Genomic DNA, 15,154 nt, shown 5'->3' on the forward strand with positions numbered 1-15,154 from the left:
CAATAATTATAGCAGCAGAGTTATTATGGCTAGAAATAATGATAAGAATACAGTAAAGAGATTTGATAAAATCTCTATCGGTTTGGCTTCCCCGGAATCTATCCTCGCAGAATCTCGTGGTGAAGTTCTAAAACCGGAAACTATCAATTATCGTACGCACAAACCCGAACGTGACGGTTTGTTTTGTGAGCGTATTTTTGGTCCTGTAAAGGATTACGAATGTGCCTGCGGTAAGTATAAAAGAATACGTTACAAAGGAATTGTTTGTGACCGTTGTGGGGTAGAAGTAACCGAAAAACAAGTACGTAGAGACCGTGTTGGGCACATTAATTTGGTAGTTCCTGTAGCACATATCTGGTATTTCCGTTCTTTACCTAATAAAATTGGATACTTGCTTGGTCTTCCATCTAAGAAATTAGATATGATCATTTACTACGAGCGTTACGTAGTAATTCAAGCCGGTATTGCTAAAAACGAAGAAGGTGAACCATTAAAGAAAATGGATTTCCTTACTGAAGAAGAATATCTAAACGTTTTAGATAGCCTTCCGCAAGAAAATATGTATTTAGAAGACAGCGACCCAAATAAGTTTATCGCTAAAATGGGAGCCGAATGTCTTATTGAAATACTAAGAAGAATAGATCTTAACGAACTTTCTTACGAGTTAAGACACAAGGCAAATAACGAAACTTCAAAACAACGTAAAACCGAAGCGCTTAAACGTCTTCAGGTTGTAGAAGCTTTCCGTGATGCCAATAATAATCGCGAGAATCTTCCAGAATGGATGATTATGAAAGTGGTTCCTGTAATTCCACCAGAATTACGACCTCTTGTACCTCTTGATGGTGGGCGTTTCGCGACTTCAGATTTAAATGATCTTTATAGAAGAGTTATTATTCGTAACAACCGTCTAAAAAGATTAATGGAGATCAAAGCTCCTGAAGTGATTTTACGTAACGAAAAACGTATGCTTCAGGAATCTGTAGATTCATTGTTTGATAACACAAGAAAATCTTCAGCGGTAAAAACAGACTCTAACCGTCCGTTAAAATCGCTTTCAGATTCTCTTAAAGGTAAGCAGGGACGTTTCCGTCAAAACTTACTTGGTAAACGTGTAGATTATTCAGCACGTTCGGTAATTGTTGTAGGACCTGAGTTGAAGATGCACGAATGTGGTCTTCCAAAGAACATGGCAGCTGAACTTTACAAGCCTTTTGTAATTAGAAAACTAATTGAAAGAGGAATTGTAAAAACAGTAAAATCTGCCAAGAAAATAATAGATAAGAAAGAGCCGGTAGTATGGGATATCCTGGAGAATGTTCTTAAAGGACACCCTGTATTGCTTAACCGTGCTCCTACGCTTCACCGTTTAGGTATACAGGCATTCCAGCCAAAACTTATTGAAGGGAAAGCGATACAATTACACCCATTAGCCTGTACGGCATTTAACGCCGATTTTGATGGTGACCAGATGGCGGTTCACTTACCGCTTGGGCCAGAGGCTATTTTAGAAGCTCAGTTATTAATGCTTGCTTCTCATAATATCCTTAACCCTGCAAACGGTTCACCTATTACAGTACCATCTCAGGATATGATTCTTGGTCTTTATTATATGACCAAGTCTAGAAAATCTACAGACGAGGTTAAGGTTAAAGGGGAAGGACTTACTTTCTATTCTGATGAAGAAGTGGTAATCGCTTACAACCAGAAGAGAGTAGACCTTAATGCCGAAATCAAGATTCGCGCTAAAGATTTTAATGAAGTAGGTGAGTTAACTTACCAAATTATAGAAACTACAGTTGGTAGAGTATTATTTAACCAGGCTGTACCAGAAGAAGTTGGATATGTGAATACAGTATTAACCAAGAAAAACCTTAGGGATATTATTGGTGATGTATTGGCTAAAACCAGTGTTCCTGCTACAGGTGAATTCCTTGATGCTATTAAGGAAATGGGTTATGGATACGCTTTCCGTGGTGGACTTTCCTTCAGTTTAGGTGATATTATTATCCCTGAAGAGAAGCAAACTATGATTGATGAAGCTAACGAGCAGGTTGAAGGTATTGTAGGAAACTATAATATGGGTCTTATTACTAATAACGAGCGTTACAACCAGGTAATTGATATCTGGACATCTACCAATGCCGGTCTAACCGAATTGGCTATGAAACGTATTCGAGAAGATAAGCAAGGTTTCAACTCTGTGTTTATGATGCTTGATTCTGGTGCTCGTGGATCTAAAGAACAGATTCGTCAGCTAACCGGTATGCGTGGTCTTATGGCCAAGCCTAAGAAATCTAACTCTGGTGGAGGTGAAATTATTGAAAACCCAATTCTTTCTAACTTTAAAGAAGGGCTTTCAATTCTTGAGTACTTTATCTCTACTCACGGTGCACGTAAAGGACTTGCCGATACCGCACTTAAAACTGCCGATGCTGGTTACTTAACCCGTAGACTGGTTGATGTTTCGCAAGATGTTATTGTAAATGAAGAAGACTGCGGAACTTTAAGAGGAGTAGAAGTTAGACCACTTAAAAAGAACGAAGAAATTGTAGAATCTCTTGGAGAACGTATTTTAGGACGTATTTCTCTTCACGATGTTCTTAATCCTTCTAATAATGAACTTTTAGTAGCCTCAGGCGAAGAAATTACTTCAGAAATTGTCACAAAAATTGAAAACGCTCCAATAGAAAGTGTTGAAGTAAGATCTCCATTAACCTGTGAAGCTAAAAAAGGAATTTGTGTAAAATGTTACGGAAGAAACCTTTCTACCAATAAACTGGTACAAAGAGGTGAAGCTGTAGGTGTTGTTGCTGCGCAATCTATTGGAGAACCAGGTACACAGTTAACACTACGTACATTCCACGTGGGAGGTATTGCAGGTAACATTTCAGAAGATAATAAACTAGAGGTTAAATTTGACGGTATTGCCGAAATTGAAGACCTTAAAGTTGTAAAAGGAGAAGCTCCAGATGGTAGCCAGTCTGAAATTGTGATTTCAAGAACTGCCGAGCTTAAAGTAAAAGATAAGAAAACCGGAGTGGTATTGAGTAATAATAACATTCCTTATGGTTCTCAAATCTTTATAGATAACGGTGCTGAAGTTTCCAAAGGTGATGTAGTTTGCCAGTGGGATCCTTATAACGGGGTTATTATTTCAGAATTTGCCGGTAAGATTAAATATGAAAACGTTGAGCAAGGTGTAACTTACCAGGTAGAGATAGATGAGCAAACAGGATTCCAGGAAAAAGTAATTTCTGAATCCCGTAACAAAAAGCTTATTCCAACTTTACATATTTTAGGTAAAAAGGATGAAGTGATTCGTTCTTATAACCTTCCGGTTGGTGCCCACCTTATGGTAGACAATGAAGAAAAAATAAGTGTAGGTAAGATTTTGGTTAAGATTCCTCGTAAATCTTCTAAAGCAGGTGATATTACCGGTGGTCTTCCAAGGGTAACCGAGTTGTTTGAGGCTCGTAACCCATCTAACCCAGCAGTTGTTAGTGAGATTGATGGTGTTGTTTCCTTCGGAAAAATTAAAAGAGGTAACCGCGAGATTATCGTAGAGTCTAAATTAGGAGAGGTTAAGAAATACCTAGTGAAGTTATCTAACCAGATTCTTGTTCAGGAAAACGATTATGTTCGTGCAGGTATGCCACTTTCTGATGGATCTGTTACTCCAGAAGATATTCTTAATATCAAAGGACCAAACGCGGTACAACAGTATCTTGTAAACGAAGTTCAGGAAGTTTACCGACTCCAGGGTGTGAAAATTAATGATAAGCACTTTGAAGTTGTTGTAAGACAAATGATGCGTAAGGTTAGAATTCAGGATCCGGGAGATACTATTTTCTTAGAAAACCAACTTGTTCATAAATCAGATTTCATCGAGGAGAACGATAAAGTCTTCGGAATGAAAGTGGTTGAAGATGCTGGAGATTCAGAGAATTTAAGACCAGGACAAATCGTTTCACCAAGAGAACTTAGAGATGAGAACTCATTGTTAAGACGTGAAGATAAAAACCTTGCAACTGCAAGAGACGTAACTGCTGCAACCGCTACACCGGTTCTTCAGGGTATTACTCGTGCATCGCTACAAACAAAATCGTTTATTTCTGCGGCTTCCTTCCAGGAAACTACCAAAGTATTAAACGAGGCTGCCGTAAGCGGTAAGATCGATAAACTTGAAGGATTGAAAGAAAATGTAATTGTAGGACATAGAATTCCTGCAGGTACAGGTATGCGTAAGTACGATAGCATTATCGTTGGTTCTAAAGAAGAATTTGACGAAATGATGGAACACAAGCAAGAAGTTAATTATAACTAATGCCTATAAAAGAGCCGCAAACGCGGCTCTTTTATTTTTAATTAAGCACAGGAAATCCCGACTTTAGATCGGGATTTCTTGGTTTTTATAATAGAGGTTAAAAATACTTTTGTTCCTTAATATCAAAACCGGTCTTTAAAAGTTCGGACTAATAGAAGTATATTTTATTATCTTTCAACACCTTTCTTCGGAACCTAGTGTATCGATGATATCCAGAATTTTTGATCTTTCTATATCAGCTTCAATAGATCATCTTTAGTTAACTGTTTGAAGAACCCGGAATCGGTGTGAATGAGCTCTTCTACTAATTTCTTTTTCCGGTCTTGCAACTCTATGATTTTCTCTTCGATGGTATTAGGAGTAATCATACGCACAGCTACAACCTTATTGGCTTGTCCAATCCGATAAGCACGATCTATTGCCTGGTTTTCAACGGCGGGGTTCCACCAGGGGTCGACGATGAAAACATATTCTGCCGCTGTTAAATTGAGTCCTGTGCCCCCGGCTTTTAAACTGATGAGAAAAACCCGCGTCTGCTCATCTTCCTGAAATATTTCAACCTGTTCTTGGCGTTTTCTGGTTTTACCGCTGAGGAAAGCATATTTTATCGTTTCCTGGTCCAGACGTTCCTTAATTAACTCTAACATTCCAACGAACTGTGAGAAAATCAGCACCTTGTGTTCACTTTGTAGGTTTAAGACCTGTGTGATCAACTCGTCCAATTTGGCCGACTGGCTTCCATAATATTCCTGGTCGGAAAGCAGGGCAGGGGAATTACAAATTTGTCGCATTTTTGTTAAGCCCTGTAAAATATGCATACTGGATGCTTTTAATTCTTCATCACTGCTATTGTTGAGATATTGCTGAAATTCTTTTTTATAAATATCATATACGCGGCGTTGTTCCTTGCCCATTTCGCAATAAACTATCATTTCTGTTTTCTCCGGGAGTTCTGTAGCGACTTCTTTTTTAGTTCGCCTCAAAATAAAGGGATGTACTTTTTGCTGAAGTTCCTTCGCCCTGGATTCATCTTGGAATTTGTCAATCGGTGTTGAATAGTCGGCAGCAAATTGTTTGGCATTCCCAAAAAGTCCGGGCATGGCAAAAGAAAGTTGGGAAAATAGGTCAAAGGTATTGTTTTCTACCGGGGTTCCTGTTGCCACAATTCGTTGTCTTGCCTTGAGCAATCGTGCCGCTTTATAACGTTTTGAGGCAGGGTTTTTTATTGCTTGGGATTCGTCAAGAACAATCACGTTAAAACTAATATTTTTTAAAATTTCAGCATCGTTCAACATAGTTCCATAGGAGGTGATAAGTACCTCATATTCTTCAAATGGGATATTTTTTGTCTCACGGTTGATTCCGTAAATAATTTTATACTTGAGTTTCGGTGCAAACTTTTTAATTTCAATTTCCCAGTTGTGTAGAAGGGAGGTGGGAACGATCACTAAGTTTGGATTTTTGTTCCCTTTCTCAATTTGAAGCAGGAAATAAGCTATAATTTGAATAGTTTTACCTAATCCCATATCATCTGCCAGGCAACCGCCGAACCCAAATTCATCCAAAAAATTCAACCAATTCAAACCTTCTTTCTGATAATCCCGTAAGCTGGCTTTTAAATTCTTCGGTATTTTTACATTCCGGATGGAATGAAAATTGGCCAATTTATCCCGGTAATTTTCTAATTCTATTTTTACTTCGGACGACAATACTTCTTTTTCAAAAAGTTCATCCACCAGTCCAAAATGAGATTTGTGTGTGCGGATCGCATCATCTTTAATTTCCCCGGAACGGAAATAGCGACTGAATTTTTCTACCCAATCCTCAGGCAAAATTCCTTTAGAGCCGTCGCCTAATTTTACATAGCGGTTTTTATTAATTATGGATTTGCGTATTTCCTTCAATCCTACTTTTTGATTCCCAAAGCTGATATTGGTATGAATGTCGAACCAGTCAATACCGGATTTTACCGAAGCCTGTACCTGCATTTTGTTTGGGTTCAGGTTGTTGCTTTTTAACTGTTTGAATCCCAGGATAGTATAGCCGTGTTCACGCCAGGCTTCAAAAGCATCAATAAACCAACCCTTATCCAAAAACTCTTGTTTATGTAAATAATAAAATTCATTTTGCGGATTATCGTCAAAATCGAGGTGTTGCGCTTGAATATTGCGTTTAAACCTATGTTCCATGCTTTCATTTCGGTCGACGACGTACATTTTTCCTTTTTCATCTTCGGTATAGATATTTCGCCTGGAAAGAATGGGCGCCTCAATTTCTCCGTAACGAATAACCGGGGTAATAAGAATATAATCATCTGATTCGGATAAGTAAACCATATGTTCGGTAACCTGGTCCAGAAATTTTTCTTTTCTGACTTTCTCTGGTACTTTTTTTATAAAATCATACTTTACTTTAACGGCTTGCTCCAAAGGGTCTAAAAGTTCTTTTTTAAGTTGTAGGAATTGAACCTGGGTTAAATATATTTCGTGCTTTTTCTGCCGGAAAAATGCCAGGAGCTTATTTACCTCTTCATTTTTAATAAAATAAAAGTTGTGGTCAACCTCGAAATAATTTCCTACCTGCAAAATGTTATAGGAGAAATAATTATGTCCGTTGATTTTAAAATTAAGTTTTAAGACATACAAATTATTTTTTTGTTCCACTTGCACTGTGGTATCAAAATCTTCTATCAGAAACCGAACAGGCCTGATTTTTCCCGGGGTTATTTTTCTGTTGCGCCAATCAGGTTCAAAATAGTAGAATTGTAAATTGAAAGGATTTTTTAGAATATGAGGGTCAACAGAAAAATCCAGGCTATAATTTTCCTGTTGTAAAAGAGAAGTAATGAATAAAAATTCTTCTGGTTGCGAAAGCGTTTTTAATTTGTCTTGCAGGTTTAGCGGCCGAATTGGTGATTTGATCCGACCACTTTTTGTCAAAGCTGCTTCCATTAATTGAAACTTAAAACGAGTGCCTTGCTGGTCCTCCGCTAAGATAAATTCTATTTTATTATCTTCTGAAATGGAGGGGGGAAATTTGAAATCCGGGAGCAATTCCTTTTTGAGATTTATTAGGTCCGGTTTAGTAAGCGATAAAAAGCTATGTTTAGCTTCTATATATATTCTATCATATCTTTGGTAAATTGTGTAAAATTCATCTGGATTATTAATATCTCCCAGCCCCTGGGCGTCTGCTTTTTGTTTAATGAGCTGAAAGCGACTTTTTTCATCAAAGGATAATAGGAGCCCTTCTGATTCAGGTATTTTTAATAGGACAAAGGAAAGGTGAAGACAAAGTAGATCAGAATTATTTGAACAGCTACATTCCAAAAGAAGATTCCTGTCCTCCTGAATGATTTTTAGGTCGAAAAAATTCCTATAGGATTCGCTGATTCTAGCAACCAGAACATTGGGCAGTATCTTAGCTTCAATTAAATTTAATAAATAGTTCCACCTGGAATTATCTGGGGTAATGGAAATGCTCTGGAGATCCGGGACTGTTAATTCTAAGATATTCTGATTCTCAAGGATAAAAGTTTTGCCTTCTTTTATTAATGAAAGATCCGAAAGCTCCAGGGAATTAATGGAATGAGTTTGACTTGAAAGCACTTCTTGTTGTACCCGGCTATCGGCTTCCACCAGAACGTTTACAATATGCTTGCAATATCCTCCCTGGTCATAAGGGCAGGTGCAGTGGGCGGCGATTACTTCATTGGTGTTGAAGGTGATGGCAACATGGTAACGAGTGGAACCCCAAACTTCGGCTTGTATATCATTAGTGCCTACTTCCAGACTGGTGATTAAGGAATCAGCGTAGCGACTTCGGGTTTTTACCGTCGTGTTATTTTGTATAAAGGTTTGAAAGGGTTTATGAGAGAGCTTCATGTTCACTGTCTTTGCCGGAAATTTTAAAAGTAAATTTAATAAACCGGAACGAATGGAATCATAGAAAAAAAGTAAAAAAAATTATATCGGTTGGGAAAATTAGTGGTTTAATAAACTTTAAGAAAACTGTTTAAAAATGAACTCAATTTAATTGCTTGTTATGGTTTAATAATAAAATCGGAGATATACTTTATAACTACGAAAGAGCAGTTGATATGTAGCAATATTTTTCGATGGTTTAGCGCTAGTCGGAGAGTTATAGCTAAGGGACAACTGGTATTTATGATTTCCACCTTTGGGTTCAGTTGGAAATATCAAATTATGATCGTCTACGGCCTAATATTTTTCAAAGATTGGGTCCAGGCTTACACCTATGATCTTCTGTAGCTGATCCGGTCTATTTGTCATCGTGGTTTTTTTTGTACTTTTAACCTATTGAAAAGGTTTGTAAAGATATATCAATTATCCTTTACTGCTTTGATGTTCTGCTTTTTCAGGAGGGGCTATAATTAAGCGTCATCTGGTATAGACTTACTTGCAGCAACTTCTATTGATGTCCTGAATGAAATGATTATATTCTAAGAATTAAATTTAAAATAATTATACTAATGAGTGAAGAAAAAAAGAAACCTAAAAAAGGTCAGATAAATATAGAACTTGACGAAGCCGTAGCTGAAGGAACTTATTCCAATTTAGCTATAATCAATCATTCGGTTTCAGAATTTGTAGTTGATTTTGTGAATATTATGCCGGGGAGACCGAAGAGTAAAGTAAAATCCCGAATTATTCTAACTCCACAACACGCCAAACGCTTATTGAAAGCTTTAAACGATAATATTCATCGATTTGAAAAAGCCCACGGTGAAATTAGGGATTACGAAAAAGCACCAATGCCATTAAACTTTGGTCCAACCGGCCAGGCTTAATCCAGGTTTATAATATATTCTGGAAACCCACGGAAGTTTTATCTCCGTGGGTTTTTTGTGGTGTGCCGTGCATGGCATATCACTTGACGGTGCAAGTCCGTTATGGGGGTTTATAGCTACCTACCATTAGCCAACGGCAAGGGTATCCATCGTGAGTTGGAATCTGAAGGAAGCCTGCGGCAAAGTTCCGATCCGAGGAACACGAACATCATATAAGGCATATCTGATCTGGATGAGCTTGCCATACAAAGCGAAGTCCTAAAGCTATACGGAGATCAGGGTGTAGATGATGCGGGTATATGGAATGAAAGTGATATGTCTTACCGCGGGAGATCTCACAGACATAGGTGAAACAGCCGTATGATGCGCGAGTATCACGTACGGATCTGGGAGAGGCTCAGGGGGCGGTTCCTTGGGCCTACTCGATTGATGATCGTCTGCAAAAGTAAGCTAAGCGCGGAGCGGACGCTAAGGAATATTATTCCTTTTATCGAGGATAAGTTATTCCTTAAAGTGAATAAGGGGAAAACCAATGTGTCTAATATCTCTAAAACTAAATTCCTCGGATACACCTTCTACCGATATAAAGGAAAAGGCAGACTCCGAGTCCACCCTATCAGTATCCAAAAGATGAAACGACGTATAAAGTTGTTGACGTCAAGGAGCAACGGGTGGGGTGAGGCCAGACGAAAGGAGGCACTCAACCAATTTATCAGAGGTTGGGTAAACTACTTTAAACTGGCTGATATGAAAAGTCTAATGCAGAAAGTAGACCTATGGTATCGCAGAAGGTTACGAATGTGTATCTGGAAAAGATGGAAACCCATACGAACCCGACTAAGGAATCTCCGAAAATTAGGGATATCCAACTCTAAAGCGCTAAAACTGGCTTCAACAAGAAAAGGATACTGGAAAATATCAGGAACTCCTACGCTTAATGTTTGAATAACCAAAGAGCGCCTAAGAGAAGCGGGGTACACTTTCTTACTGGATTCTTTTCTAAAGTGGAATACATAAATTAAGAAACCGCTCAGTACGGACCCGTACGCTGAGTGGTGTGAGAGGACAGATAGGGAACAATAATCTTAATAAGATAATCCCTATCTTCCTACTCGATTGACTTAAAACAGCGAAAAGATTTTAATAAATATTACCTAATTTAGAAGTACAACAACCTGAAGGATACTTCAGTTTAAAATTGCGAGACAATGGCAAAAAACGCTTCCAATTCTAAACCTAAAAAGCGCATAGCTGCAATAGACCTTGGTACCAATTCATTCCACGCAGTGTTGGTAGATATATATCCCGATGGTAGTTTCCGTACCGTGAATAAATTAAAAGAGATGGTTATTCTCGCTGAAAAAGGTCTGGAAGATAGATTAAGCCGGGATGCTATGGACCGCGGACTAGAAGCGCTTAAACGAATAAAATTTTTATGCGATAGCCATAAAGTTGAAAATATTCTCGCTTTTGCCACCAGTGCTATTCGGGAGGCAAAAAATGGAGGCGATTTTATTAAAGAAGTAGGAGAAAATGTTGGGATAAGAGTAAGAGCAATTTCCGGAAAAATGGAAGCCGAAATGATTGGGCTGGCCATTAGACATAGCATTGTTTTAGGAGATGAAATGGTGCTTATGGCCGATATTGGTGGTGGTAGCGTTGAATTTATTATTGGTAACCAAAAAGAATTTATTTATTATAATAGTTTAAAACTGGGTGTGGCAAGAATGGCCGCTGGGTTTGTAGATTCAGATCCTATAGAAGAAAAAGACGTTAAAAAGCTTCAAAAGCATTTTGCCAAAGAACTTGCTGAAGTGTTGAAATTGGCCAAAAAACATAAAGTAAAGACCATTATTGGTTCTTCGGGAACTATGGAGAATATTGGCGAAATGGTAGCGAATAGAAATTCTATTACTGCCAAAAGAAGCCTTAACGAACTGGAGTTTAGCGCAGCCGACTTTAAAGATTTATATAAGGATTTTATTAAACTGAATAAAAAAGATCGTCTTAAAGAAAAAGGCCTGGAAGAAAAAAGGGTGGATATTATAAACCCCGGAATGGTTTTGCTGAATTTTCTGATAGATAAATTTAAGATTGAAAATATTAAAATTTCTGAAGGTGCACTTCGGGAAGGTATGATCTTAAACTTCATCAACAATCAAAAAGAGCAACTCAACCTTGATCTTGTAGCCAGTTTTAAAGATCCCAGACGCAGAAGTATTTACGAACTATTAAGAAAATGTAACTGGCCTGAAAAACATTCCCGGCACGTTTCAAATTTTGCATTGCAGCTTTTTGATGAATTTAAAGAAGAATTAAAATTAAAAGAATCAGACAGGGAATTGCTGGAGTATGCCAGTTTAATGCACGATATAGGGTATTATATTTCTTATAGAAAACATCATAAACACGCTTTGTATCTTATTCGGTATTCAGATTTACTGGGTTTTAAAGAAGATGAAGTAAATATTATGGCAAATGTTGCCAGGTATCATAGAAAATCAACACCAGCTAAGCGCCACGAACATTATAAACAATTAAATAAAAAAACTCGAAAGCGGGTAAAGAAACTTTCAGCAATACTTAGAGTTGCTGATGGTTTGGATAGAAGCCATTATCAAAATGTAGAAAAATTGGAAATCAATAATAAGAAGAACAAAATTCAATTAATTATCACCACACATAGTGATCCCGAACTAGAAATATGGGGAACTTTAAGAAAAGGCGACTTACTAGAAAAACTAACTGATAAGAAACTTGAAGTTTTTCATGTTGTTGAAAATGAAAAAAAATAATTCAGCGGAGTATACCCTAATCTTTATATTTCTTAAAATAAATTCGCGCAGCTTTCATCACTCGGGGCGCAAGGATTAAAGTAGAGATCATCGTTGGTATTGCCATTAAAGCGAAAAAACCATCAATTAAATTAATCATCATACTTAAAGAAGTAGTTGCACCTAAGAGGATACTAATAATATAAAAATAGTTATAATAATGTTTGTTTTCAGCCCCTGCCAGGTAAGAAAGACATTTTGTTCCGTAGTAAGAGAAGGAGAACAAAGAGGAAATACTAAAAGCGGCTATACAAAGTAATAACAGGTAATCTCCCACATAAGGAATAGAATCTTCAAAAGCGGCTGCGGTAAGACTTACACCATTTACATCTGTAGTCTGCCAAATTCCCGTTACCAGGATACATAGGGCAGTAAGTGTACAAACCACCAGCGTATCAATTGCCGGCCCCAACATTGCTACTAATCCTTCTCGCACAGGTTCAGAAGTTTTACTCGCTCCGTGAGCCATTGTGGCGGTTCCTATCCCTGCTTCATTAGAAAAAGCACCTCTTCTTACTCCCAGGATTATTAAGCCGCCAAGAACGCCGCCAAGCATAGGCTCCCCTTTATAATTTTCGGCAGCAAAAGCATCAGTGAAAATCGTTGAAAAGTAATAAGGAACAACATCGTAATTAACGATTAATATAATAATTACCGAAACAAAATAGAGGGCTACCATTGCAGGTACCAATCTTGAAACAGTTTTGCTTATTCGCTGTAATCCACCAAGAATTACTACTGAAGTAAGGATGACTAAAATAATACCGATAATAAGGTTTGTACCAAAACCGGTGGGAATATTATTAGGTTCTAAAAGAATAAAATTAATAGCCTGCGTAAGCTGGTTTACATTGAAAACCGGTAATGCTCCAATAAGCCCAGCAACACTAAAAAAGATGGCCATAAACTTCCATTTCTTTCCAAGGCCTTCTTCAATAAAATACATCACCCCACCCTGGATATTTCCCTGAGTATCTTTACCACGATACATAACCGCAAGAGTGTTGGTAAAAAATTTAGTCGCCATACCCACAACTGCACTAACCCAAAGCCAGAAAATGGCACCAGGGCCACCTAAAGCGATAGCCACGGCTACGCCAGCAATATTTCCCATTCCTACAGTAGAGGAGAGGGCAGTAGAAAGTGATTGGAAATGATTGATTTCCCCGGGATCATTAGGGTTATTATATTTTCCTCGTAAAAGGTCTAAGGAATGTCCTAAATATCGAAAGGGAAGAAAATTAGATAAAATAAGCAGATAAAGTCCGCCTCCAATTAATAAAATTACCAAAGGAAGTCCCCAAACCGCCGAAGCAAATTGGGAGACAAATTCATCTAATTGATTCATAAAACCTTAATTATGCTGAAAATATATGAAATTAAGTCCTATTAAACACAGCGTACTAATAGGTTTCTTTCAATCTAAGCATTACTGGTTTAGAATCAGAAACTTAAAATTCTGAAGTAAAATGGAATTTAATTGAACGATACTTGTCCTGCGTCATTTGTAATGAAAATTGGGAATCTGCTAAGAATACCAATTGTCCCTTTTTATCCTTCGCAAGGAATTTAGCTTTTACACGCTTAAAATCTTTAAATTCTTCGCTTTTTTCATCTTCAGCTTCTACCCAGGTTGCTTTGTAAACGTTTAGATTTTCGTAGGTACATTTGGCGCCGTATTCGTGCTCCAGCCTGTATTGAATAACTTCAAACTGAAGCGCTCCCACTGTTCCAATAATCTTTCTTCCGTTGAGTTCTAATGTAAAAAGCTGCGCTACACCTTCATCCATCAACTGGTCAACTCCTTTAGCGAGCTGTTTCGATTTCATTGGATCGGCGTTGTTGATATATCTAAAATGTTCTGGAGAGAAACTTGGAATTCCGCGGTAATTTAAATTTTCACCTTCGGTAAGTGTATCACCAATTTTGAAATTTCCGGTATCGTGTAAGCCTACAATATCACCGGGATAAGAAACATCTACAATTTCTTTCTTTTCAGCAAAAAAGGCGTTTGGACTGGAAAACTTAAGATTCTTATTGTGTCTCACGTGCAAATAAGCTTTATTTCGCTCAAACTTTCCGGAAACGATCTTTACAAAAGCCAGCCTGTCGCGGTGTTTAGGATCCATATTCGCGTGAATCTTAAACACAAAACCGGTAAATTTATCTTCATCTGGTTTTACCAGGCGTTCTTCACTTTCTTTTGGTCTTGGAGTTGGAGCGATGTTAATAAAGCAATCTAGCAATTCACGAACTCCAAAATTATTTAAAGCCGAACCAAAAAACACGGGCTGCAATCGGCCTTCCAGGTAAGCTTCTTTATCGAATTCAGGGTAAACGCCCTGGGCAAGTTCGAGTTCTTCTCTTAAATTATCGGCCGCCTTACTTCCAATAAGTTCATCTAATTCTTCAGAAGTTAAATCGGAAATTTCAATAGTATCTTCAATATCTTTTTTAGGATCACCGGTAAATAAGTTTACATTTTTCTCCCAAATATTATAAATTCCTTTAAAATCGTAACCCATCCCAATAGGGTAGCTTAGCGGCGTTACGGTAAGATTTAATTTTTGTTCAATTTCATCCAGTAATTCAAAAGCGTCCTTCCCTTCCCGGTCCATTTTATTAATAAAAACGATCATCGGGATATTTCGCATTCTACAAACCTCTACCAGTTTTTCAGTTTGTTCCTCTACACCTTTTGCAACATCTATCACCACAATAACGCTATCTACAGCCGTTAAGGTTCTAAAAGTATCTTCAGCAAAATCCTTGTGGCCCGGAGTATCCAGGATATTGATTTTAATATTTTTATATTCAAAAGCTAAAACCGAAGTCGCTACCGAAATTCCCCTTTGGCGTTCAATCTCCATAAAGTCACTTGTAGCGCCTTTTTTGATCTTGTTAGATTTTACCGCCCCGGCTTCCTGGATAGCACCACCAAATAGCAGCAGTTTCTCAGTAAGCGTGGTTTTACCGGCATCGGGGTGAGAAATAATCCCAAAAGTTCTTCTTCGTTTTAGTTCTTTTTGAAAACTTTTCATCTATAAAATTTAGAGCAGCAAAAGTACTATTATTTTGAAGAAATTTAAGGATAAATTATCTACTCCTTTGGGGAAGAGCCTTCAGCATTTAAGTAAAAATCTATTAAAAACTTACGGCTTTAAAAACATTCAGTAATTTTAC

Annotated in this window: 7 protein-coding genes; 4 read left to right on the forward strand and 3 right to left on the reverse strand. The window is 37.6% G+C overall.

Features of this window, described 5'->3' with window-relative positions; genetic code table 11:
- Window positions 1–25 precede the first annotated feature (25 nt).
- Window positions 26–4,327 carry a DNA-directed RNA polymerase subunit beta' gene (gene rpoC / locus B4F31_RS04045; protein WP_093303793.1) on the forward strand — a complete coding sequence of 1,434 codons (4,302 nt, stop codon included), beginning with the start codon at window positions 26–28 and terminating at the stop codon, window positions 4,325–4,327.
- 230 nt (window positions 4,328–4,557) lie between these two features.
- Here the strand turns inward: rpoC and B4F31_RS04050 are convergent, their stop codons facing one another.
- Window positions 4,558–8,211 carry an SNF2-related protein gene (locus B4F31_RS04050; protein ID WP_286760682.1) on the reverse strand — a complete coding sequence of 1,218 codons (3,654 nt, stop codon included), beginning with the start codon at window positions 8,209–8,211 and terminating at the stop codon, window positions 4,558–4,560.
- Between the two features lie 608 nt (window positions 8,212–8,819).
- Here B4F31_RS04050 and B4F31_RS04055 point away from each other — a divergent pair.
- The 3 genes from B4F31_RS04055 (at window position 8,820) to B4F31_RS04060 (ending at window position 11,932) form a co-directional block, all read left to right on the forward strand.
- Complete coding sequence (locus B4F31_RS04055; RefSeq protein ID WP_093303787.1) at window positions 8,820–9,137, forward strand: DUF3467 domain-containing protein; 318 nt, start codon at window positions 8,820–8,822, stop codon at window positions 9,135–9,137.
- Window positions 9,138–9,767: 630 nt separating this feature from the next.
- Window positions 9,768–10,082: a group II intron maturase-specific domain-containing protein gene (locus B4F31_RS18125; protein WP_414706119.1), complete on the forward strand. Its 315-nt coding sequence runs from the start codon at window positions 9,768–9,770 to the stop codon at window positions 10,080–10,082.
- A 263-nt stretch (window positions 10,083–10,345) separates the two neighbouring features.
- Window positions 10,346–11,932: a Ppx/GppA phosphatase family protein gene (locus tag B4F31_RS04060; protein ID WP_093303782.1), complete on the forward strand. Its 1,587-nt coding sequence runs from the start codon at window positions 10,346–10,348 to the stop codon at window positions 11,930–11,932.
- Between the two features lie 16 nt (window positions 11,933–11,948).
- On the opposite strand, the gene B4F31_RS04065 is transcribed toward B4F31_RS04060, so the two are convergent.
- Both B4F31_RS04065 and B4F31_RS04070 read right to left on the reverse strand, forming a co-directional pair.
- Window positions 11,949–13,319: an alanine/glycine:cation symporter family protein gene (locus B4F31_RS04065; protein WP_075326006.1), complete on the reverse strand. Its 1,371-nt coding sequence runs from the start codon at window positions 13,317–13,319 to the stop codon at window positions 11,949–11,951.
- Window positions 13,320–13,422: 103 nt separating this feature from the next.
- Entirely contained in the window at window positions 13,423–15,012 is a 1,590-nt protein-coding gene (locus tag B4F31_RS04070; protein WP_093303779.1) for a peptide chain release factor 3, read from the reverse strand.
- Window positions 15,013–15,154 lie beyond the last annotated feature (142 nt).

The organism is Salegentibacter sp. UBA1130 (assembly GCF_002311535.1).
Lineage (GTDB): Bacteria > Bacteroidota > Bacteroidia > Flavobacteriales > Flavobacteriaceae > Salegentibacter > Salegentibacter agarivorans.